The sequence below is a fragment of the Mammaliicoccus sp. A-M4 genome (assembly GCF_022386955.1).
GTDB classification, from domain to species: Bacteria; Bacillota; Bacilli; order Staphylococcales; family Staphylococcaceae; genus Mammaliicoccus; species Mammaliicoccus lentus.
On sequence record NZ_JAJNHH010000002.1, the window covers coordinates 202,229 to 223,407 of the forward strand.

Consider the following 21,179-nt stretch of genomic DNA (forward strand, 5'->3'; position numbering starts at 1 on the left):
TTGTAAGCGTTTCCTTATTATGCTATATTCAATTTATTAAATAAGTCATCATATGACCACATGAATTTATGGATAAATTAATTATGAAAGTTGGATAAATATGAAGGAAAAAAGAACTAATATTAGATGGTTTTTTGCAATTGCATTTTTCATTATCGGTATAATCGCATATATGGACCGTTCAAATATTTCTATAATTGCAGGACCAATGATGGAAGATTTAAATATGAACAAGACGCAATTTGGTTTATTAGCGTCATTCTTCTCATTAGGTTACGCTTTAATGCAAGTACCTTCAGGGGTTTTAGCGGAGAAATTTGGTCCTAAGAAAATGTTAACAATTGCACTACTTTGGTGGAGTGCTTTCACAATTTTAACAGGTATTATTAAGAATCACGGATTATTATATCTTGTACGTTTCTTATTCGGTGTCGGTGAAGCGCCAATGTACCCTTCTAACGCAGTATTTAACAGTTATTGGTTTAATAAAAATGAAAAAGGTAGAGCATCTTCTGCATTATTAGCAGGGTCGTATTTCGGACCTGTTATTGCACCAATAGTGACAATTGCTATTATGAACGCTTTTGGCTGGCAAGCAGTGTTTTATATATTCGGTCTAGTTGGTATCGTAATTGCTATACTTTGGGCAATTATTGCGAAAGACTTACCTGAACAACATAAAATGGTTAACGAAGCTGAACAAAGATATATTATGGAAACGCGTGATGTAGTAGAAACTGATAAGACTACTGCTCCATGGAAAGTATTTTTCAGTAGATTCAGTTTTTACGCAATTGCAGCACAATACTTTGTTGTACAGTTTGTTATCACGTTATTCTTAATTTGGTTACCTACATACATACACGAAACACATCATGTAGAATTTAATAAAATGGGATTCATTGCAGGTGCACCTTGGTTAGCAATGTTTATATTGATTATGCTAGGTGGTACTATTTCAGATAAAATTTTATCAAGCGGTAAATCTAAATTTATGGCACGTGGCGTAATCGCAATATCTGGATTTGTTGTATTCTGTATCTCACTTTACTTTGCATTATCGACAGATAGTTTAGCTATGAACATATTCTGGTTATCACTTTGTTTAGGTGGTGTAGGTTTATCAATGGGTATGAGTTGGGCTACAGCTACTGATTTAGGTCGTAACTTTGCAGGTACAGTTTCAGGTTGGATGAACTTGTGGGGTAACATCGGTGCATTACTCAGTCCATTATTAGCAGGTTTCCTAGCTGATAGAATTGGTTGGACAATGACATTACAATTAATGATGGTACCAGTAGTATTTGCAATCATTATGTGGTTCTTTATTAAACCAGATAATCCTTTAGTAAAAGATTCTAACGTTTAAGTTTAGTTTAATGATTTATAAAGGTGATCTTGGGATGTAAACCCCAAGATCAAAATAAAGCTCCTAATCCTAGTATATTTAACTAATGGATTAGGAGTTTTTAATTATATATGCAATTTCAAACTAGTATAAAAGTTTAGGTACACCTAACAAAAATATTTATAAAACAAGTTAATAGGTTTATCCTCTTCATATAGAGGTGTTAGATATGGGCAGAAGTTTAGAAGAAATTAATAGTACAGTGTCCTTTGACTCTGAGGCAAATGCTTTTAGAAAATTTCTCATGTATTTAGGACCCGGCTTACTAGTAGCAGTCGGATACATGGATCCAGGTAACTGGATTACATCTATGGCTGGCGGGGCACAATTTGGATATATATTATTATTTATTATTTTATTATCAAGTTTAGCAGCGATGTTATTACAAAGTATGAGTGCTCGTTTAGGCGTTGCGAGTGGTATGGATTTAGCACAAGTTACAAAGTATATGTCGAATAAACCACTTGGTATTTTTTCATGGGTGTTAGCAGAATTAGCTATTATGGCAACAGATATCGCCGAAGTAATCGGTACATTCTTTAACGAAGCACCAAATTTAAATCCAAATAGAAGATTAATTAAAGGTGTCATTTGTGGTATTCGTGTTGAAGATATAGAAGAACCAATCATGCAAGAGATTAGATACTTAGATAAGCTTATAGATGAACTAGCAAAAGGAAAAAAGAAAGAGAATATATATAGAAAAGAAAAACAATAACATTATAACGTATAAAAAGTCTTGTTCTGATTTAAGAACAAGACTTTTTATTATGAAATTTAAATATTTTAGCCGCTTTTAACTTGTTGAGAAATAATCAATGATAATAAAACAACTGCGCTACCAATTATAATGTTAAGCGTTAAATGCTCATGTAATATTAAAACGCCTAATAATACTCCAACGACAGGTACAATATAATTTGATAACGAAGCAAACACAGCATCGTATTGTCTAACGAGAATGTTATAAATAACATAAGCTAAAGCAGAATGGACTAAACCAAGTATGATCAAGGAAGACCACTGTAAAGAATCAAAGTGTAAAGTAAATGTATTAGAAGAAAATATAGTAATTGGTATTAAAATAATGGTCGCAATCGATAAAACGTTTCTCATATGATGGATTGGAACGTCATCTTGTAAATTTTGCATAAGAACTAAAGATATAGCAAAACTTAATGAAGCAATTAATAATAGACCTAGTGAAACATATTCTACTAAACCTAACTTTTCAGGATTCCAAGAAAGTATTACAATACCAAAAATACCTAATATTAAAGCGAAAATCTCAACTAAATTAAATTTACGTTGTCTAATTAAAATTAAAATAAACAATGTGAACACAGGTGTTAATGCAATAATAATAGAAGCCATACCACTAGAAATATAACGCTGACCTTGCACAATAAATATAAATGGAATAACAACTTCAAAAATAGCAATTAATATGTAAAGACTCCATTGTTTTTTATAGGGCGTTTTGCGCATGAATAATGTCATTATAAATAAAAATAAAGTAGCAAGTAATGCTTTATAAAAAGAAATCGTAATAGCAGAAGCATCATGTGTAATCAGAGCAATGAATAAAAATTGAGAACCCCAAATTAAACTTAAAGTAAATAATAAAGTGTACTTTCTCATAATTAACCTCCTTACTTAAAAGTTATACTAAAATTAAACTCCAATTATGATGTTACAGAAGAAATATAAGAATTTAAACAAAGTGAATTTAGTTTTTATATAATTAACGAACTTCATACTTAATCCAACCTTAACACAATTGCCTCTCATCACTGATTGTTATAAAATAAAATATATTTTACAATTTTTAACATAAGGAGTGTTGAGGTTGATTGCTGCGAATAACATTATTGATAAGATGAAAAATCAAAAGATTAATTACGATAGAGTAATGAGAAAAATGATAAGTGATTGGGAGCGTCAAGAGGAAAGACCTAGTATTTTAATTCATAGTTGTTGTGCACCTTGTAGTACTTATACGTTAGAGTTGTTAACGGAATATGCTGATGTTGCGATTTATTTTGCGAATCCTAATATTCATCCTAAAGCTGAGTATCAAAGAAGAGCTAAGGTTCAAGAAGATTTTGTTACAGCTTTTAATGAGAAAATGAATACGAATGTCAAATATATAGAGGCGCCATATGAGCCACATAAATTTATGAAAATGGTAAAGGATAAAGAACTTGCTGATGAGAATGAAGGTGGTCTAAGGTGTACTGCTTGTTTTGAAATGCGTCTAGAACTTGTTGCTGAAGCGGCTGTAAACTTAGGCTATGACTATTTTGCGAGTGCTTTAACACTGTCACCTAAGAAGAACGCTCAATTGATTAATGAATTAGGTATGGAAGTACAAAGTATTTATAATGTTCATTATTTACCGAGTGATTTTAAGAAGAATAAAGGATATGAAAGATCAATTACGATGTGTAAGGAATATGATATTTTTAGACAATGCTATTGTGGTTGTGTATTTGCGGCTATGCAACAAGGTATTGATTTTAAAGAAGTGAATAAAAGTGCTAAAGCATTTTTAAAGTCATGTGAATAAATTGAAATTTGCAAAAAATATAAAAAGAATGTATGTTGGTGTTACGAACTAATTAAATATACGAAGAAACCACTGGAAGTGCCTTATTTTTAGGCTGAGATTAAAGATTAACTTTAAAATTCCTTGAACCTGATCTAGATGATACTAGCGTAGGAAAGTGGCGTAACTTTATCTGTATGTGAGTACACGCTATTTTCTAATGGAAAATAGCGTTTTTTTTATATTCTTAAGGAGGAAAATATCATGAAATTTACAGAAAGATTATTTGAGCGTGTCGAACCAATTTGGGCATCTTATTTAGAACATCCATTTATTGAAAAGTTAGGTAAAGGCACGTTGGAACAAGAAAAGTTTAAACATTGGTTAAGGCAAGATTATATTTACTTAATTGAGTATACGAGATTATTTTTAATAGGAGCATCTAAATCTACAGACTTAAATATGATGACAACGTACGCAGATTTGGCAAATGGAACGTTGCATACCGAAATGGATTTACACCGCGGATATGCTAAGCAATTCGACATTTCTGAAGAGGAGCTACAAGAAACAGAACCAGCAGAAACTACTGTAGCATATACAAGCTATATGCTGAATTTAGCTCAACAAGGTGGAATTGAAAATGTGATTGCAGCTATTTTAACTTGTACATGGAGCTATAATTATATTGGTTTGAAACTAGCAAATATTGAAGGAGCAACAGATCATCCACTTTACGGAGAATGGGTGAAAATGTATTCATCTGACGAATTTACTTTATTTAAAGAAGATTGTATTGAATTAATGGATAAAGTAGCTGAAGGTAAGACTGAAGAAGAATTAGCGCGATTAGAAAATATAGTCGTAAAGACGAGCTACTATGAATATATGTTCTGGGAGATGGCTGAGAATTTAGAAACGTGGTCAGTGCCAGTAAAATAAACTAAAGGCAGGTAGTAGAAATGAACCAAAGACATTTTGATTTAATCGATATGCTCATCAAGTTTAATACTGAAAGTCCTCCTGCTCGCAACACTGATCCATTACAAGATGACATTGAAGATTTACTTAAAGAACTTAATTTTGAAATAGAACGCATACCATTATATGAAAATGATAGTGTCATTAATGCGGTGTTGAGAGGAACGGACAAAGATGCACCTAAATTGATTTTAAATGGTCATGTAGATGTAGCAGAAGTTGGAGATACTTCAGAATGGTTGCATCCTCCATTTCAGTTAACGAAAGCAGATGAATATTTATATGGTCGTGGTGTAAGCGACATGAAAGGTGGATTTGGAACGTTATTATATGTGATTGAAAAACTTTGTAAAGAAGATATTCAACCGAAAGGCGATATTATCATTCAATCTGTAGTAGGTGAAGAAGTAGGAGAAGCAGGTACAAAGAATGCTTGCGAACAAATTGAAGCAGCCGATTTAGCTATAGTATTAGATACTAGTAATCAAATAGCACAAGGTCAAGGTGGCGTAATAACTGGATGGATAACTGTACAAAGTAAAGAAACCATACATGATGGTGCTAGACAACAGATGATACATTCTGGTGGAGGATTATTTGGAGCAAGTGCAATAGAAAAAATGAGCAAAATAATACAAGTATTGCAAGAATTAGAACAACATTGGTCTGTTATGAAACAATATCCAAATATGCCAAGTGGAACAACAACAATTAACCCAGCCGTTATTGAAGGAGGGCGTCACCCTGCATTTATAGCAGACCAATGTCGATTATGGATTACGGTGCATTATTTACCGAATGAAAATTACCAAGAAGTTGTTGAAGAAATCGAATCATATTTAAATAAAGTAGCAGAAGCGGACATTTGGTTGAGAGATAACCCGTTACAATTTGAATGGGGCGGATCTTCCATGATCGAAGACAAAGGTGAGATTTTTCCTAGTTTCACGTTACCGACAGAACACCCAGGACTCAAAATGTTAGCAAAAGCACATGAGAAAGTTATGGAAAGTCAGCTACAACAGGGAATCAGTACGACCGTGACAGACGGAGGATGGTTGAATTATTTTGACATTCCAACAATATTGTATGGACCTGGAGAGCTAAAAGAAGCACACTCAGTAAACGAAAAGATAAAAATAAAAGACTTAGAAAACTTTAGCGACGTATTATACCAATTTTTAAAAGAATGGTATTCAAACCCTGAAAAATTATAAAAGTGAAATAAACTAGAAGAGAGTGGGTGCTCTAACGTGCAAGAAATAAAAGACTAGCCCGTTACATATTCTAACTAGCTAGTGACTATAAACAAGCACGTTAGCTCTATATATTTCACCTTGAACGATTTTGCAAAGTGCTGACGATCGGAGGAATAGTATGAGTGAGAGACTACTGGGTCGAGCAACACCTTAAGCTTACATGCACTTTCAAAATCGTATATACATAAAAAGTCTACTAATCCATTAAATTATAATTAACGGACTAGTAGACTTTTTTAGAGCTATGGGTTTATACACTAGCTTTGTTGTTGGTTGTTTTGAATTTTACTATTGCTCTTATTTTCTTCCAATAAACGTTTATCTTTAATTTTATTTTGCATGTTAACTATGATTATATAAATTGAATGGACAATGATTAAACTTGCGAATGTGTCTGAGAAGAAATGAGCGTTTAAATACATTCTTGAACACATCATAGAAACAATTAATATACCAAATATCCATTTTACAATTGCTTTATCGTAGAAGCATGTAGCAATAAAGATAGCTACGAATAAAGTTAATGTATGTAAACTAGGAAAGCTAAAGCCATCTATAAATTCTGAAGGTCTTGGCCTTTGGATAATATATTTTAAGGCTGTGCCAACTACAAGTGATGTTATAGCAAATATGGTATAGGTTGAAAATACTGTTCGTTTATAAAAATAAATGCCAATCAACATTATTGCTATCATAATAACAACATGAGAAGGTGAAAATAAAAAAGAAATAACAGTTAGATAAGTGTTTAATCTAAATATCGTTGCTGTTGATTCAATAAAATCGTGAACAGCATAATCAAGAGGATATATGTATCGTGTTAGTACACTAGCAAGTAATATAATGAAAATAATAGAGTAAGATATGATTAACTTTGTATCCTTCTTCAAGATGCATAAAGCTCCTTCTGTGTATTTTGTACATTAATACTATTTTAAATGAGATAGACATTTAGCACAATACAACTTTAGGACGACCTAATAATCTAGTCTCTTTAGATACTAATTAGCATTGCACATGACGACCTAGATTTGTCTTAAACAAAAAGGGTAGTTAATAATATATGATGATAAATTTAAGAAAGTGAGGCATTTTCATGAATAAAGATTGGCAATCTCAATTACCGATAGAGAATATACAAAAAATAACACCAGTAAGTGGTGGTGATGTGAACGACGCTTATAAAATTGAAAGTAAAGAGGGTGACTATTTCTTACTTGTTCAACAAAATCGTTCAGAAGATTTTTATGCAGCCGAAATAGCGGGATTAGAAGCTTTTGAAGCGGCTGGTGTCAGAGCACCTATAGTAGAAGCGCATGGTGAAATTAATGGTGATGCGTATTTACTACTGAACTTCTTAGAAGAAGGTCGGTCTGGAAGTCAGAAAGAATTAGGACAATTAGTAGCGAAATTGCATAGTAACTATGAACCTAATGGTAAATTTGGATTTGATACGCCTTATGAAGGCAGTGATATAACATTCGAAAATGGTTGGAAAGATACATGGGCAGAACTATTTGTTCATCAAAGACTTGATCAACTTCGCGATGAAATTATGAATAGAGGACTTTGGTCACAAGACGAATTAGACACTTACGAAAATGTACGTGAAACGATATTAGAAGAATTAGAACACCACACTAGTAAACCTTCGTTATTACATGGGGATTTATGGGCAGGCAATTACATGTTCTTAACGGACGGAAAACCAGCTTTATTCGACCCATCTCCTTTATATGGGGACAGAGAATTTGATTTAGGCGCAACACGAGTATTCGGAGGTTTCACACAAGACTTTTATGATGCTTATAATGAAGCATTACCTCTAAGTAAAGGCGCTAATGAACGTATAAAGTTTTATGAGCTATATTTATTAATGGTACACCTTGTTAAATTTGGTAGCCTATATGCTGGTAGTGTGAACCGTACAATGAAAGATATATTAAATGATTAAGTAAATTAAAACCCCTTCGCTAATAAAGTAGTGAAGGGGTTTTATGTATAAAGTTTATTTTTTATATTGAATACTAGCTGTTAAGTGGATGCGTTCACTACCAACATTACGATACGTATGGGGTACATCAGAATAAAAATGTATAGCATCATCTTTTGTTATAGTATTGGTCATCCCATTAATATCAAGTTCTAACGTACCATTATGTATGATGATATATTCTTCTGAACCTACATGATGGCCTTCTGAATCCATTTCAGCATTTTCTTCTAATTCCATGTTGAACATTTCAAATTGTTTATCAACATTAAAAGGAAAGTAAGGATAAATAATAACAGTTTGATGTTCATTATAAATAGGTATGGTGTCTGACTTTGAAATACAATGAATATTTTCGTTTTTATTAGAGATTAAATCTGATATAGGTATGTGTAGACCATTGGCTATTTTCCATAGTGTTGTAATCGTTGGATTGGATTGACCATTTTCTATTTGGTTAAGCATCGTCTTACTAACGCCTGTTAATTTTGAAACGGTACTTAAACTTAGTTGTTGATTGTTTCGATACTGTGAAAGGTTATGTGCAACAATCGTATGGATGTTATTTTGCATTAATTAAACAACTCCTGTTTACAATGTAATGAACGTACTGTACAATATGATTTGTTCTTTATAACGAACGTTTTGTACATTATAACAGAAAATATAAAATAGGAGAATGTTTTATGTCAGAAGATTTAAGGCAACATAATAAAAAAACGAATTGGATGCTGTTTATAGGAATCTTGCTTATAGGAGCAAGTTTAAGAGCGCCTATTACTTCTGTAGGTATTGCATTACCTTCTATTAAAGAGAGTTTAGATTTATCTAATACTACTGTAAGTGTTATTACAATATTACCGTTATTATCTTTCTCAGTAGTTTCACTATTTGCGGCTAAGATCAGTCATAGATTTGGTTTAGAGCGTACAGTATTTGGTGCTTTAATATTAATTTTTCTAGGTATTGTATTAAGAGCAATTACAGGCGTATCTTGGGTATACATAGGTACACTACTTATAGGTGTAGGTATTGCTTTTGGAAATGTACTCACACCAGGTATTATTAAAATGAATTTCCCATTACGTATAGGTATAATGACTGGTTATTATACTGTTACGATGAATATATTTGGTAGTGTTTCTTCATATGTAACTGCTCCATTAGTGAAAAGTTTTAATTATAATTTTGCGATTAGTTTAATAGGAGTCGTTACACTACTCGGTATTATTATTTGGTCATTTCAACTAAAAAAACATGAAAAAATTTCTACTCAACAAAACAATGCTAATATAAATGTTTGGAAATCTCCATTATCATGGCAAATAACGTTATTAATGGGTGGACAATCATTAATATTTTATTCATTGATAAACTGGCTTCCAGAGTTTTTATTAAGTAATGGTATCTCAATAAATGCGGCTGGTATATATCTATCAATTTTACAGCTTGCAATTATACCATTAACATTTATAACACCAATATTTGCTGAAAAAATGAAATCACAATTTTTAATCACATTTATTACAGGGTTATTGTTTGTACTAGGAATTTTATCGTTAATGATTAAACCTGAGTGGGCGATTATAGGCATCGTCTTACTTGGTATAGCGAGCGGTTTAGCTTTTGGTCTAGTAAACACGTTCTTTGGTTTAAGAACAGAACATGGATACACAGCTGCTAAGCTATCAGGTATGTCTCAAGCTGTTGGTTATTTATTCGCCGCTATAGGTCCATTGTTCTTCGGAATATTACATGACGCTACAGGCAGTTGGAATACATCATTTGGCGTTTTACTATTTACCGCATTGTTAATTATGTTCTTTGGTTCACAAGCAGGACGTAATAGAACAATAGAACAAACTTTACAAACTAAATAAAATATGAATTTAAAAGATTGCTCAACAGATAGTATGAGTAATCTTTTTGTTTACATAAATAAAATAATTATGGTAAATATTACAATTTAATGAACATTGCACCACATTTTTTACATAAATCGGAAAACGCTTTCTGGTTATACTTTTATTTCTCACTCTTTATAGTATAATTGTCTCATGCAGTTTAAAAAATAAACTTAAAATTGGTAAATAGGTATGGGAGTGACACGAAAAGATGGAAGACAATCATTTAAAAAGGGGTCTTAGTTCTCGTCAAGTGCAGATGATAGCGCTTGGTGGAACAATTGGTGTAGGTCTGTTTATGGGTGCTTCAAGCACTATTTTATGGACTGGACCATCAGCAATACTTGCATATTTAGTAGCAGGGCTATTCTTATATTTAGTCATGAGAGCTATGGGAGAAATGGTTTATTTATACCCAACAACAGGTTCATTTGCAAACTATGCAAGTGATTATTTACATCCAGTAGCAGGATATGTAACTGCATGGAGTAATATATTCCAGTGGATTGTAGTAGGTATGAGTGAAGTAATAGCTGTAGGTCAATATATGCAGTATTGGTGGCCAGACTTACCAACATGGATACCAGGGGTTATCGTTGTACTAACTTTAGCAACTGCAAACTTAGTGTCAGTTAAAGCTTTTGGAGAGTTTGAATTCTGGTTTGCGATGATTAAAGTAGTCACAATTATCTTAATGATAGTTGCAGGTTTCGGGCTTATATTCTTTGGATTTGGTAATGGCGGAAATGCAATTGGTTTAAGTAATTTAACAGAACACGGTGGATTTTTCCCTAAAGGTATAGTAGGCTTCTTCTTTGCATTATCCATGGTTGTCGGATCCTATCAAGGTGTGGAATTAATAGGGATTACAGCAGGAGAAACAAAAGATCCTAAGAAAAATATTAAAAGTGCAGTAAACGGCGTAATTTGGCGTATTTTAATCTTTTACATAGGTGCAATTTTTGTAATCGTAACTGTTTATCCTTGGGACCAATTAGGAAATGTAGGTAGTCCTTTCGTTGCAACATTCGCTAAAGTAGGTATTACAATAGCAGCAGGATTAATTAACTTTGTTGTTATTACTGCAGCGATGTCAGGTTGTAACTCAGGTATTTTCAGTTCAAGTCGTATGGTTTATACACTTGCTCAAAAAGGACAAATGCCTCGCATATTTACAAAAGTTATGAGAACAGGTGTACCATTCTTTGCAGTATTAGCAATTTCAGTTGGTATTTTTGTAGGTGTTATTTTAAACATCGTATTACCATTAATTATTGATGGCTCAGAAAATATATTCGTTTATGTATATAGTGCGTCTATACTACCAGGTATGGTGCCATGGTTTATGATTTTACTTAGTCATATTAGATTTAGAAAAAATCATCCAGAAGAATTAGATGGACATCCATTCAAAATGCCTGGCGCTCCTTTCACAAATTATATAACATTAGCTTTCTTTGTATTAGTATTGATAGGTATGTTATTTAATGCAGAAACAAGAGTATCAGTTATTATAGGTATTGTCTTCTTATCACTGATGACAGTTATTTATTTCTTAAGAGGCCATCATAGAGTCGATAGAGGAGAATACTAAAATTCATATATATTTAAAATAAAAAAGAGAATAAGGTAGAAATTCCTTACTCAACATAATGCTCCTAATCCAGTGTATATTTTACTCGAGGATTAGGAGCATTTATTTAATATGTGAGATTTGTAGTGTCCATTTTTATTTATCCAAATTCTTTATAAATATCTTCTACAAAATCAACAAAATATGATCTGAATTTTTCGTTATCTGCATGTATACATACATCTACTAAACCATCTTCATTAAATTCAGTATATGTACAACCTTCTGCTTGTCCTTCTGTTATAACAGAAATATTTGCTTTTTTAGTTTCGTAAATTTCTGGATACAATAAGTAGAATATTGTGCTAAGATCATGAATAATGTGTTGGTTTGCACCCCCAGAGTTTGAATCGTTGTATACATCGAGCATCGTCGTAATCATTTTTCCAAAATCACCTAATTGAGCAAGACGTTCAACATCATCTTGGTTAATCATCGTTTCTCTTGTGACATCTAATCCACACATCACAATAGGTAAATCTTGATTAAATACAATGTGAGCAGCATGAGGATCAGCGAATATATTAAATTCCGCTACGGGCGTAGCATTTCCACCGACAGCTGCGCCACCCATTAACACTATTTTTTCTACATTTTCAATCGTTTCTGGGAAAAGTGAAAATAAAAGAGAAATATTTGTTAATGGTCCTATTGGAATTAATGTAATAGGTTCATCAGACTGCATAATCACATTTCTCATAGCAATTACAGCGTTGTCTTCTAAAATATTTGAACGTTGTGAAGTATTAAATTCATAATTACCAATACCATTGTGTCCATGTACATATTCAGCCGTAGATAAAGCGTTTAATAAAGGTTTATTGACACCTTTAGCTACAGGTACTTCCTTCTTAAAGTAATCTACAATGTCAATTGCGTTTCTAGTCGTATGTTCAATTCCAACGTTTCCTCCAATAGATGTGATTAACCGAACATCTAGTTCTGGTGAATTTAAAGCTGCTGAAATTGCGATAATATCATCAATACCGGGATCAGTATCAATTATAATTGGTGTTGTCATAATCCCACTCCTTTGTAAAATATCTATACTAATAATTATAACAAACCATATAATTTTATATGTATAAAGCGATTTCACCAAAATATGATTGTTTTAACATTAGCTACTATTAATACTACAAATGAGAGAGTAATGAATGGTTGGGAGTTTTTATCGAGTTTTTGGTGGCTCATATTTCCTGTAGGTGGTATGCTAATGGCGATACTAGGTTTGATATGCAAGAATTATTCATTGGAAGGTGATTTAATTGAGTAAACATTTATATATAGCACACGGGTATAACGCCAATAGCCAAAAAAATTGGTTTGATTGGTTAAAAAATCAATTTCCAGAGGTAGATGGCCATTTAATTGATTTTCCTAATTCTACAGAACCTAAGCTAGAAGAATGGTCACAAACTTTAAAAGAAAATATAGATTTATCTAGTGGTGAAAATATTATAGTAGCTCATAGTTTAGGAGTAATCACTGTATTAGATATGATATCTAATGTAACAAGTGATATTAACATAAAAGGTCTTGTACTAGTTGCAGGATTTGATGAAAAGATAATAAAATTTCCTGAATTAGATGGGTTTATAGAATCAACAAATGTAGATTATGAGAAAATTAAAGATGTAGTACCGTATAGAGTCGTTATAGGTGCAACGAAAGATCCTACTGTGTCTTATCCATTAAGTAAATCATTGGCAGAAAGATTAGATGCAAAAGTATTTAAAAAGCATCATGACGGTCATTTTTGTGAAGAAGATGGTTACGATTCATTTCCTGAAGTTAAGTATTATGTAGAAGAAATATTTAATAAAGCATAAAAAACGCCCTCAGCTATTGCCGAGGGCGTTGGATTATTTTGTTGAATAAAGTTTATAACTGCTTATATATTATGCAGTAACCCATTGTGAAGCGCCAACTTCATTGTATAATTTAACAGCAGCTGCGTCTTGTACGCTTTCAGGAGCTTCTGTTGGTGATACACCTTTATACTCTGCAGGAGCTACTGAATCCCAAGTACTTTGTAAGAATTGGTATTTACCTGCTGCACCTGAAGATGGGTTAACAGCTTTTAGGTCTCCGCCTGATTCACGTTCAGCGATTGCTTTTAAGTGATCATTAACTTCTACATTTGAACCTTCAGATGCTGAAGAAGTTTGTGTAGTTTTAGTTTCTTGAGTTTGTTGAGCTTCTTGTTTAGGTGCTTCTACTTGAGGAGCCTCAACATTGTTTGATTCTTGTTCTGTTGCAGCTGGAGCTTGTGTTTCTTCAGCTGGAGCTTGAGTTTGTTCAGCTGCAGGTTGTTCAGCAACTGGCTCTTGTGTAGCTTCTGGAGCTTGAGCTTCAGTGTCTGCTGCATTAGTTGCATGGTAACCCCAAGTGAAGTTATGACCATCTGATTCGAAGTTATATTCGAAACCATCTAAAGTAAAGTTGATGTCATAAGCGCCTTCTTGGATAGCTTCTTGGTTAAGTTGTGGTGCATTAGCTTGAGCTAACTGAGCTAGTTCTTCCTTGTTTACATTTTGTTCTGAAGCGTCTGCTACGTTAGTTGAAGCTACTCCTGTTGCACCGATTGCTACTGCTAATGATGAAGATAAAATTGCTTTTTTCATAATTTAAAAACCCTCCGTAATATTTTATAATTTTATTATTAATGTTAGCTGATAATTTCTTTGTTAGTTAAAAAATTCTTCCCTGTGAAAATGGGACAAGACAACAATAACATATATGAGCCCTTTGTAAATTACAGTCAAATAACAAAAGGTTACAATGTCAAATTGATTCTGTAATAAAAATTGCTTCATGTCACACCTTGTAATAATACACTTTATTTCACTCTTTCTTATTTAACTGTATATATGGTATTTTTTATGACTAAAAACTCTCTGAGAACTGTTGTGACAGTTTATTATAAAAAATTAAGATATTTGAATTTATTAATTAAAGGTAAAAAGTAAGAACAAAAAATTAAGCATTACTCTGAAATATTAATTTTAAAATGATGTTATATTTTTATTTTAATAAATAATCTGAAATATTTACATACAAGTTGAGAACTACTGCGAGTATGTTTTAAGCGAAGTTGACTACAAAATACAGAATTATCAGTTTTATTACTGGTGGTTTATCGACTTATAGCATTAGTCATCAGTCAGTAATCAGTCAGTAATCTTTGTAATCTTATTGTAATAAATATGAAGGAATAATTGAGTTTGAAATAGAAATCAATAGCATTGCAAGTATTTATAAAAATAAACTTTTTAATTTATCTCTATATATAGAAGAAACACGTTATAGAATATATAATAGAAGTAACTTATTTTTGAACGGAGGTGTTTTAGATGTTTCTTTTAGCTAATAGTTGCAGATTTATAGTAATCGTTCGCAACAAATTTGCGGATTTTTCTCCAAAATTGGTGGAGTGTGTCTTTTTTGAAGAAAAAAATCGCTATAAGGAACATCTAGCACTAGCTTCCTTATAGTACAATTTGGAGGAAGCAAATATGAATATTATAAATATATCGAAAGTTACGCAATCTTATATGGGAGATATTATTTTTGACGATATAAAATATGATTTAAATGATGGTGATTGCGTAGGATTAGTTGGAAGAAATGGTGAAGGTAAGAGTACGCTGTTAAAATTGATGGCTGGTGTAGAAGCGCCGACAGAGGGGCAAATCAGCTGGCAGAAAAATTTATCAATAGGTTATTTAAATCAATTACCGAAATATCAAGACGATAAAAATATATACGAATGTTTGTCAGAAGTATTTGAAGAGTTGAATAATATTGCTGGGCGAATGAGTGATATAGAATTAAAAATGGCAAATAATCCAGACGATTTAAATAAATTGTTAAAACAATATGGTCAATTACAAGAATTATATGAAGAACATGGTGGCTACGAGAAAGATGCACAAATCCGAAGAGTTAGCCATGGACTAAAGATAAGTAACTTATTGGAGTCAACATGGAGTAAATTATCTGGTGGTGAGAGAACGAAAGTAGGCTTGGCACAAATTCTACTTAAACAACCTAAGTTGCTTCTATTAGATGAACCTACAAATCATTTGGATATCTCAGCAATAGATTGGTTAACAGATTTTATTAAACAATACTCTGGAGCAATTGTAATTGTCTCTCATGATAGATACTTTTTAGATGAAACAGTCAATCAAATTATAGAAATTGATCAAGGAACGCTTCATATCTACAACGGAAATTATAGTTACTTCGTTAAAGAAAAAGAAGCTCGTATAATTAGAGAATTTGAAGCTTATCAGACTCAACAAAAGCGGATTAAAAAAATGGAAGAATCTATTAAGCAATTGAGATTATGGGCGAGCCAAGCGAAGCCACCAAATGCAGCGATGTATAAACGAGCGAAAAGTATGGAAAAAGCATTGGACAGAATAAAAAGAGTTGAAAAGCCTATATTAGAAAATAAAAAAATGAATGTGAATTTATCTGAAGGGCAACGTGTTTCAAACGATGTTGTTGAATTTGTTAATATATCAAAAATGTATGATGATATTTTATTTGAGAATATTAACCTATTAATAAGAAGAAAAGAGCACGTAGCTATTATTGGTGATAATGGTACAGGTAAAAGTACAATCTTAAAATTAATATTAGGAAACGAAGAACAATATGAAGGTAAAATAAAGCTTGCACCTAATTTAAGAATTGGTTACTTATCACAACATACTTTTGAAAACTTAAATTCTGAAACAGTTATCGAAGTATTTAGGGAAGTTGTGAATGTGACAGAAGGTCAAGCAAGACATATATTAGCACAGTTTTTATTTTATGGTGAAGATGTGTTTAAACCTATTAAATATCTTAGTGGTGGAGAAAAAATGAGATTAAGATGGGCGCAAATCGTTAATCAAAACTTTAATGTGCTCATATTAGATGAACCGACAAACCATTTAGATATAGACTCTAAAGAAACAATAGAAGATGCGTTAGAAAAATATAATGGAACGATTATAGCAGTTTCTCACGATAGGTACTTTTTGAATAAATTGTTTAATATAACGTACTTATTGAAAGAACAAATATTAACAAAATACGAAGGCAACTATGATTACGTAAAAGAAAAAATAAAGCAATATGAAATATAAAGAAAAGACGTTGACGACCTAACTGAATCAGTTCTGGTTGTTAACGTCTTTTTAGTATGAAAAATTAGTGGGTTTAAGGTAATCCAATTAAAAGAAAGATTAACTGGATTTAAATCTTTCAATTGCTGTTTCTAATATTATATCTTTGTGCAGTTCTTCAGGAGTCCATGGAATATAATAATCTACTTCTACACCTTTGTTGGACATACCTTTATTCACATCTACTGCACCATCCTTAGAATGTGGAACCATTAATTGATAGTCGTTATTAATATCGACTATCATCACATTACTATAGTCATTCATACCTTTTGTAGGTCTACCAATTATTTCAGCATTTTTAAAATCTTTAAGCCTTAATACAAAACCTTCACCTGAACTAGCACATTCAAAGTCGCATAATATTTTTAATGAAGGTAAGTCATCACGTAATCCATGTATATAATCGTTGTCATTATGAATATTAATATTTACTAAGCCTTTGTCGTAGTAATCTGTAAATAAGTTTAAAAATTGATTAAATTCATCATTATCTTTTAATGATGGTTGTTGTTCTAACATTTTATTTAATTCAAATAATCTATTGTCACAATATGATTTAGTAAATCTATGGTAATAAGGATAATCATACTGAGTGGAGATGTTATTATTTGTTAATAATGGCAATAATGCAAATTGAGCAAAATCAGAGCCACCTCTATTACCTCTTAAATCTATTATGATATTATTAGAATCTAATATGACTTGTTTATGTGAGTTTATAAGATTCGTTATTGTATATGTATCCATAAAATCTGTGAGTCTTATATATAAGTAATTCCTACTTTTTTCTATAGTATAGTAAGATTCAAAAAAATTAATACGTTCTTCAGAAAGAATATTAATTTCTTTAGAATTATGTTTAATGTATTTATACTTTTTTAAAACATCAGTCCATTCCATCCTCTCAGGATTATCAGACTTTAACAGATCAGAATTAGAGAATAAAATTTCTTTTATGCTTAAGTCTCCAATACGCTCAATAATAGCACCCTTTTTTAAATCACTATTTTTAGATTCAATAACATATAGTTTATCTTCGTATAGTTGAACACGAATATTTGGATACGGTCCTTTTTTATCGATAATTTTCAAATGAGGATCATAAAATTCATTTAAATAAGAAGTCATTGAAAAATAAAAATCTTCGTTATCTTTAAAGGAAGAAAAAATAGGGAAGTTTTGAATAAGTTTAGTTTTGTCTAAATAACCAGCATATTCATTCAAAAGTTGATTTTTAATTGTTGTCATTTCTTGATTGTACATATAGAAAACCTCATCTCATAGATATAAACTTCATAACAGTTTATAAAGTAGTTGGTTCAATTATACCAAAATATTATCTTATTACATCTGTTTATAGCTATATCAGCTAGTTATTGATGTTTTTGTTAAGTGCAATTATAAAAATCCAATTATTTTAATCAAATTACGATATATCGGTTAATATAACGATATATCGAAAAGGGAAAGGTGATAATAATGTTCAACAGACAATTTCACAGTAGAAGACTTGCAATGATGCAACATGATGACGGAGGTTTCTCTCGTGGCTTTGATGGTTTTGAAAAAATGTTCGCTGCTGCAAGAGGTAATGAAAGATTTTTCAAAAAAGGCAATTTACAGTTCATTATATTAAATCTGTTATTAGAAGAACCGAAACATGGCTACCAAATTATTAAGGACCTCGAAGCGAAATTTAAAGGTTTCTATTCGGCGAGTCCTGGCAGTGTTTATCCGATTTTACAAATGTTAGAAGATCGTGAGTTTGTGTCAATTTCTAAAGATGGCAAGAAAAAAGTTTATACGATTACTGATGAAGGAAAGCAGTTTTTAGAAGAGAACGGAAACAATGATGAATTTACAAAACGTATGGAACAATTCCAAAGTATGGATATGGGAAAAATGAAAGAATCTAGAAGTGAATTACAAGAACTTTTCAAATCATTTATGTTGGCAGGTAAAATCTCAATGTAAGATGATAAAAAATATGAACAGTTTCAACAATTAATTAAGGAAACTAAAGAAAAACTTCAACAATTCAGGGAAGAAAAATAAAACTTGAAAGAAGAATGACTAATAATGAAGAAACAAGATTTAAAACATATAGCAATTGTAGGTGGTGGTCCAGGTGGATTAATGCTAGGGCTACTATTACAGCGGCAAGGTTTCTCTTTCACTATTTACGAACGTGGCTATCAAAATATGCATAGTGACGGAGGTGGTTCACTAGATATTCATGATGACAGTGGACAGTTACCTTTGAAAGAGGCTGGTATTTTCGAGAATTTTCGTAAGCACGCGCGTTACGAAGGTGAAGATACACGTATTGTAAATAAAGACGGAGAAATTTTATACGATGAAGATGCAGAAGGTGAGGGTAATAGGCCTGAAATCGATCGTGGGAAATTATGTGATATTATAATGGAACAAATTCATCCGGAAAATATTAAATATGGTTTTAAGTTTGAAAAGCTGATACAGCGAGATAATGGGGAAGTTGAGCTAGTATTTGAAAATGGTACAACTGTTATGACAGATTTAGTAATTGGTGCAGATGGTGCATTTTCTCAGATACGCTCTCATTTAACAAATGCTAAACCTGAGTATACTGGTATTTCTATGATTGATATGAATTCTGATGAGAATGAACACCCAGATCTTCTTAAGTTCAATAAAAATGGTAAGCTAATTGGCTTAGGTGGCGATCAAGCTATATTAGGTCAACGTAATGGAGACGGACGTATAATGGCATACATCAGCTTCAAAACCAAATATGAAAAACTTGATGAATATCGTAATCTTTCATTGGACACATTAAAAGAAAGATTGTTAGCTGAATATAGTGACTGGGATTCAGAGCTTAAAAATTATATTGCATATAGTTATGATGATATTAAATTCTGTAGAATTTATAAACTTCCTATTGGTTTAACTTGGGCAACACAACCAAATATTACAATCATTGGTGATGCTGCGCATCTTATGAGTCCATCCGCTGGTGAAGGTGTAAATATGGCTTTGTATGATGCTTACCTTTTAGCAGAAACATTTAAAAACTTTAATAATCTTACTGAAGTATTAAAAGTTTATGAACAACAAATGTTCGAAATTACAAAAATTCATGCGAAAGAGTCACAAGATAACTTAGAAATATTTTTCTCGGAAAATGGTGCGGAAAAAATGACACAATTCTTTTTAGATGTGGAAAAATAATTTTTATAAACTAGAAAGAAGTGGAACAGAAACCTTATTAGAAAAAATAAGATTTCTGTTCCACTTTTTTCGTATTCTCATATTCATTCTTCTTCTCTCATTACTTTATTTGAACTTTTTCTACTATCATAATATTTAGATATATTTACTTTGAACTCAATATTATCTTTGTATGCTTCTGAAAAGATACAACTGTAAAAGATGTCTAATAGGAAAGTAATAGAGTTATTTAATGTGAAGTTACCAATTTTCGAATATAGTTTTTCTCGTGTTGTTATTCTGAATAGATAGTCGGATTGTTTGACCAATGTATTATCGCCTATACTTGTTAGCGATATGATAGTTGCTTTCTTTTTTCTTATCATTGGTAACAGTTTAAGAATATTTGTAGTTTCACCTGTGTAAGAAATGATAATAACGCAAGTATCTTCCGAACAGGTTGATGCTTCGTAACCTTGGTCAAAGGTGCATAGCGTAACTTTTTTACCGATTCTCATCATATGAGATTTGAAAGCATAACAAAGTTGAAGGTTATTTTCTAATGAAAATATCTTAATTTCTGATGCTGTATTTAAATATTCAACTGCTTTTTTTAATGCATTATAGTCGATTAACGACAACGTGTCTTCTATTGTCATTTCATTTAAAGTGGCTAACTTGTTTGAAATTGTCATGAAGTTATCTGTTTCATCAAATGGAAAGTTAGCATCGACATTGTGAAAATTATTATTTAAGTAATACATTTCTTTAACAAAAGCTTCTTTTAAATCAACCCAACCTGAATATCCTAGTTTCTTAGCAATTCTCGTTAATATGGAAGGGTGAGTATAGGCTTCTTCTGCAATTTGCTTTGCTGTTTGATCTTGTATTTCATCCCAATTTTTAAATATGTAACTAATAACTGTTCTTTCGGAAATAGAAAAACGTTTTTGTTCTTTCATTTTCTCGCTTAATAGCATATTTATCACCAAATTAATTATAGCTTTTGTAAACAACATTTACAAAAATAATTAAAAATTCTTAAAATATTGTAAATCATAAAGTTGATTCGTGC

The 21,179-nt window shown here is 31.6% G+C and carries 18 protein-coding genes, 1 pseudogene and 1 riboswitch; of the genes and pseudogenes, 12 read left to right on the forward strand and 7 right to left on the reverse strand.

Annotated elements, in window-relative coordinates:
- The first annotated feature begins 100 nt into the window (after positions 1 to 100).
- Together LQ682_RS02915 and LQ682_RS02920 are read left to right on the forward strand one after the other, a co-directional pair.
- Complete coding sequence (locus LQ682_RS02915; protein WP_064211778.1) at positions 101 to 1,369, forward strand: pyruvate MFS transporter; 1,269 nt, start codon at positions 101 to 103, stop codon at positions 1,367 to 1,369.
- Positions 1,370 to 1,577: 208 nt separating this feature from the next.
- Positions 1,578 to 2,126 (forward strand): Nramp family divalent metal transporter, encoded by a 549-nt coding sequence (locus LQ682_RS02920; RefSeq protein ID WP_103269165.1) that lies wholly within the window; start codon positions 1,578 to 1,580, stop codon positions 2,124 to 2,126.
- Between the two features lie 68 nt (positions 2,127 to 2,194).
- On the opposite strand, the gene LQ682_RS02925 is transcribed toward LQ682_RS02920, so the two are convergent.
- On the reverse strand, positions 2,195 to 3,049 hold the full coding sequence (locus LQ682_RS02925) for a DMT family transporter (protein ID WP_218729590.1): 855 nt from the start codon (positions 3,047 to 3,049) through the stop codon (positions 2,195 to 2,197).
- 208 nt (positions 3,050 to 3,257) lie between these two features.
- Here LQ682_RS02925 and LQ682_RS02930 point away from each other — a divergent pair, with 208 nt between their 5' ends.
- The 3 genes from LQ682_RS02930 to LQ682_RS02940 all read left to right on the forward strand — a co-directional run bounded on the left by LQ682_RS02930 (position 3,258) and on the right by LQ682_RS02940 (position 6,154).
- Complete coding sequence (locus LQ682_RS02930) at positions 3,258 to 3,977, forward strand: epoxyqueuosine reductase QueH (RefSeq protein WP_070045182.1); 720 nt, start codon at positions 3,258 to 3,260, stop codon at positions 3,975 to 3,977.
- 64 nt (positions 3,978 to 4,041) lie between these two features.
- Positions 4,042 to 4,150: riboswitch (TPP riboswitch) on the forward strand.
- Positions 4,151 to 4,220: 70 nt separating this feature from the next.
- On the forward strand, positions 4,221 to 4,898 hold the full coding sequence (gene tenA / locus LQ682_RS02935; protein WP_064204625.1) for a thiaminase II: 678 nt from the start codon (positions 4,221 to 4,223) through the stop codon (positions 4,896 to 4,898).
- A 20-nt stretch (positions 4,899 to 4,918) separates the two neighbouring features.
- Complete coding sequence (locus LQ682_RS02940; RefSeq protein WP_239723844.1) at positions 4,919 to 6,154, forward strand: acetylornithine deacetylase; 1,236 nt, start codon at positions 4,919 to 4,921, stop codon at positions 6,152 to 6,154.
- 299 nt (positions 6,155 to 6,453) lie between these two features.
- Here the strand turns inward: LQ682_RS02940 and LQ682_RS02945 are convergent, their stop codons facing one another.
- On the reverse strand, positions 6,454 to 7,086 hold the full coding sequence (locus tag LQ682_RS02945) for a phosphatase PAP2 family protein (protein WP_103269168.1): 633 nt from the start codon (positions 7,084 to 7,086) through the stop codon (positions 6,454 to 6,456).
- 206 nt (positions 7,087 to 7,292) lie between these two features.
- Here LQ682_RS02945 and LQ682_RS02950 point away from each other — a divergent pair, with 206 nt between their 5' ends.
- Complete coding sequence (locus tag LQ682_RS02950) at positions 7,293 to 8,150, forward strand: fructosamine kinase family protein (protein WP_017000205.1); 858 nt, start codon at positions 7,293 to 7,295, stop codon at positions 8,148 to 8,150.
- Between the two features lie 54 nt (positions 8,151 to 8,204).
- On the opposite strand, the gene LQ682_RS02955 is transcribed toward LQ682_RS02950, so the two are convergent.
- A complete protein-coding gene (locus tag LQ682_RS02955) occupies positions 8,205 to 8,762 on the reverse strand; it encodes a helix-turn-helix domain-containing protein (protein WP_103269169.1) in 558 nt (185 codons plus the stop codon).
- Between the two features lie 113 nt (positions 8,763 to 8,875).
- Between LQ682_RS02955 and LQ682_RS02960 the strand changes: the two genes are divergently transcribed.
- Entirely contained in the window at positions 8,876 to 10,069 is a 1,194-nt protein-coding gene (locus LQ682_RS02960; RefSeq protein ID WP_167543682.1) for a CynX/NimT family MFS transporter, read from the forward strand.
- A gap of 235 nt (positions 10,070 to 10,304) precedes the next feature.
- Positions 10,305 to 11,687, forward strand: a complete 1,383-nt coding sequence (locus LQ682_RS02965; protein ID WP_017000208.1) for an amino acid permease — start codon at positions 10,305 to 10,307, stop codon at positions 11,685 to 11,687.
- Between the two features lie 139 nt (positions 11,688 to 11,826).
- Here the strand turns inward: LQ682_RS02965 and LQ682_RS02970 are convergent, their stop codons facing one another.
- On the reverse strand, positions 11,827 to 12,747 hold the full coding sequence (locus LQ682_RS02970; protein WP_103269170.1) for a nucleoside hydrolase: 921 nt from the start codon (positions 12,745 to 12,747) through the stop codon (positions 11,827 to 11,829).
- A 247-nt stretch (positions 12,748 to 12,994) separates the two neighbouring features.
- Here LQ682_RS02970 and LQ682_RS02975 point away from each other — a divergent pair, with 247 nt between their 5' ends.
- Positions 12,995 to 13,558 (forward strand): RBBP9/YdeN family alpha/beta hydrolase, encoded by a 564-nt coding sequence (locus tag LQ682_RS02975; protein ID WP_103269171.1) that lies wholly within the window; start codon positions 12,995 to 12,997, stop codon positions 13,556 to 13,558.
- A gap of 69 nt (positions 13,559 to 13,627) precedes the next feature.
- Here LQ682_RS02975 and LQ682_RS02980 read toward each other — a convergent pair whose 3' ends face one another.
- A complete protein-coding gene (locus LQ682_RS02980; RefSeq protein ID WP_103269172.1) occupies positions 13,628 to 14,353 on the reverse strand; it encodes a transglycosylase family protein in 726 nt (241 codons plus the stop codon).
- A gap of 891 nt (positions 14,354 to 15,244) precedes the next feature.
- Here LQ682_RS02980 and abc-f point away from each other — a divergent pair.
- Positions 15,245 to 16,870 carry a ribosomal protection-like ABC-F family protein gene (gene abc-f, locus LQ682_RS02985; RefSeq protein WP_103269173.1) on the forward strand — a complete coding sequence of 542 codons (1,626 nt, stop codon included), beginning with the start codon at positions 15,245 to 15,247 and terminating at the stop codon, positions 16,868 to 16,870.
- Between the two features lie 99 nt (positions 16,871 to 16,969).
- Here abc-f and LQ682_RS02990 read toward each other — a convergent pair whose 3' ends face one another.
- Positions 16,970 to 18,175 (reverse strand): S41 family peptidase, encoded by a 1,206-nt coding sequence (locus tag LQ682_RS02990; RefSeq protein ID WP_103269174.1) that lies wholly within the window; start codon positions 18,173 to 18,175, stop codon positions 16,970 to 16,972.
- A 216-nt stretch (positions 18,176 to 18,391) separates the two neighbouring features.
- Between LQ682_RS02990 and LQ682_RS02995 the strand changes: the two are divergent.
- Both LQ682_RS02995 and LQ682_RS03000 read left to right on the forward strand, forming a co-directional pair.
- Positions 18,392 to 18,967: pseudogene (locus LQ682_RS02995) on the forward strand (PadR family transcriptional regulator).
- Between the two features lie 24 nt (positions 18,968 to 18,991).
- Positions 18,992 to 20,125 carry an FAD-dependent oxidoreductase gene (locus LQ682_RS03000; protein WP_103269175.1) on the forward strand — a complete coding sequence of 378 codons (1,134 nt, stop codon included), beginning with the start codon at positions 18,992 to 18,994 and terminating at the stop codon, positions 20,123 to 20,125.
- Between the two features lie 83 nt (positions 20,126 to 20,208).
- On the opposite strand, the gene LQ682_RS03005 is transcribed toward LQ682_RS03000, so the two are convergent.
- Positions 20,209 to 21,084, reverse strand: coding sequence for a MurR/RpiR family transcriptional regulator (locus LQ682_RS03005; protein WP_239723845.1), 876 nt, complete (start codon positions 21,082 to 21,084; stop codon positions 20,209 to 20,211).
- Positions 21,085 to 21,179: the final 95 nt, after the last annotated feature.

Excerpts from the sequence above, each read along its gene's own strand:
- LQ682_RS02940 (WP_239723844.1), top strand. The coding sequence starts at position 4,919 with ATGAACCAAAGACATTTTGATTTAATCGATATGCTCATCAAGTTTAAT.
- LQ682_RS02920 (WP_103269165.1), top strand. The coding sequence starts at position 1,578 with ATGGGCAGAAGTTTAGAAGAAATTAATAGTACAGTGTCCTTTGACTCT.
- tenA (WP_064204625.1), top strand. The coding sequence starts at position 4,221 with ATGAAATTTACAGAAAGATTATTTGAGCGTGTCGAACCAATTTGGGCA.
- LQ682_RS02925 (WP_218729590.1), bottom strand. The coding sequence starts at position 3,049 with ATGAGAAAGTACACTTTATTATTTACTTTAAGTTTAATTTGGGGTTCT.
- LQ682_RS02955 (WP_103269169.1), bottom strand. The coding sequence starts at position 8,762 with ATGCAAAATAACATCCATACGATTGTTGCACATAACCTTTCACAGTAT.
- LQ682_RS02990 (WP_103269174.1), bottom strand. The coding sequence starts at position 18,175 with ATGTACAATCAAGAAATGACAACAATTAAAAATCAACTTTTGAATGAA.
- LQ682_RS03005 (WP_239723845.1), bottom strand. The coding sequence starts at position 21,084 with ATGCTATTAAGCGAGAAAATGAAAGAACAAAAACGTTTTTCTATTTCC.
- LQ682_RS02980 (WP_103269172.1), bottom strand. The coding sequence starts at position 14,353 with ATGAAAAAAGCAATTTTATCTTCATCATTAGCAGTAGCAATCGGTGCA.
- LQ682_RS02950 (WP_017000205.1), top strand. The coding sequence starts at position 7,293 with ATGAATAAAGATTGGCAATCTCAATTACCGATAGAGAATATACAAAAA.
- LQ682_RS03000 (WP_103269175.1), top strand. The coding sequence starts at position 18,992 with ATGAAGAAACAAGATTTAAAACATATAGCAATTGTAGGTGGTGGTCCA.
- LQ682_RS02970 (WP_103269170.1), bottom strand. The coding sequence starts at position 12,747 with ATGACAACACCAATTATAATTGATACTGATCCCGGTATTGATGATATT.
- abc-f (WP_103269173.1), top strand. The coding sequence starts at position 15,245 with ATGAATATTATAAATATATCGAAAGTTACGCAATCTTATATGGGAGAT.
- LQ682_RS02915 (WP_064211778.1), top strand. The coding sequence starts at position 101 with ATGAAGGAAAAAAGAACTAATATTAGATGGTTTTTTGCAATTGCATTT.
- LQ682_RS02965 (WP_017000208.1), top strand. The coding sequence starts at position 10,305 with ATGGAAGACAATCATTTAAAAAGGGGTCTTAGTTCTCGTCAAGTGCAG.
- LQ682_RS02960 (WP_167543682.1), top strand. The coding sequence starts at position 8,876 with ATGTCAGAAGATTTAAGGCAACATAATAAAAAAACGAATTGGATGCTG.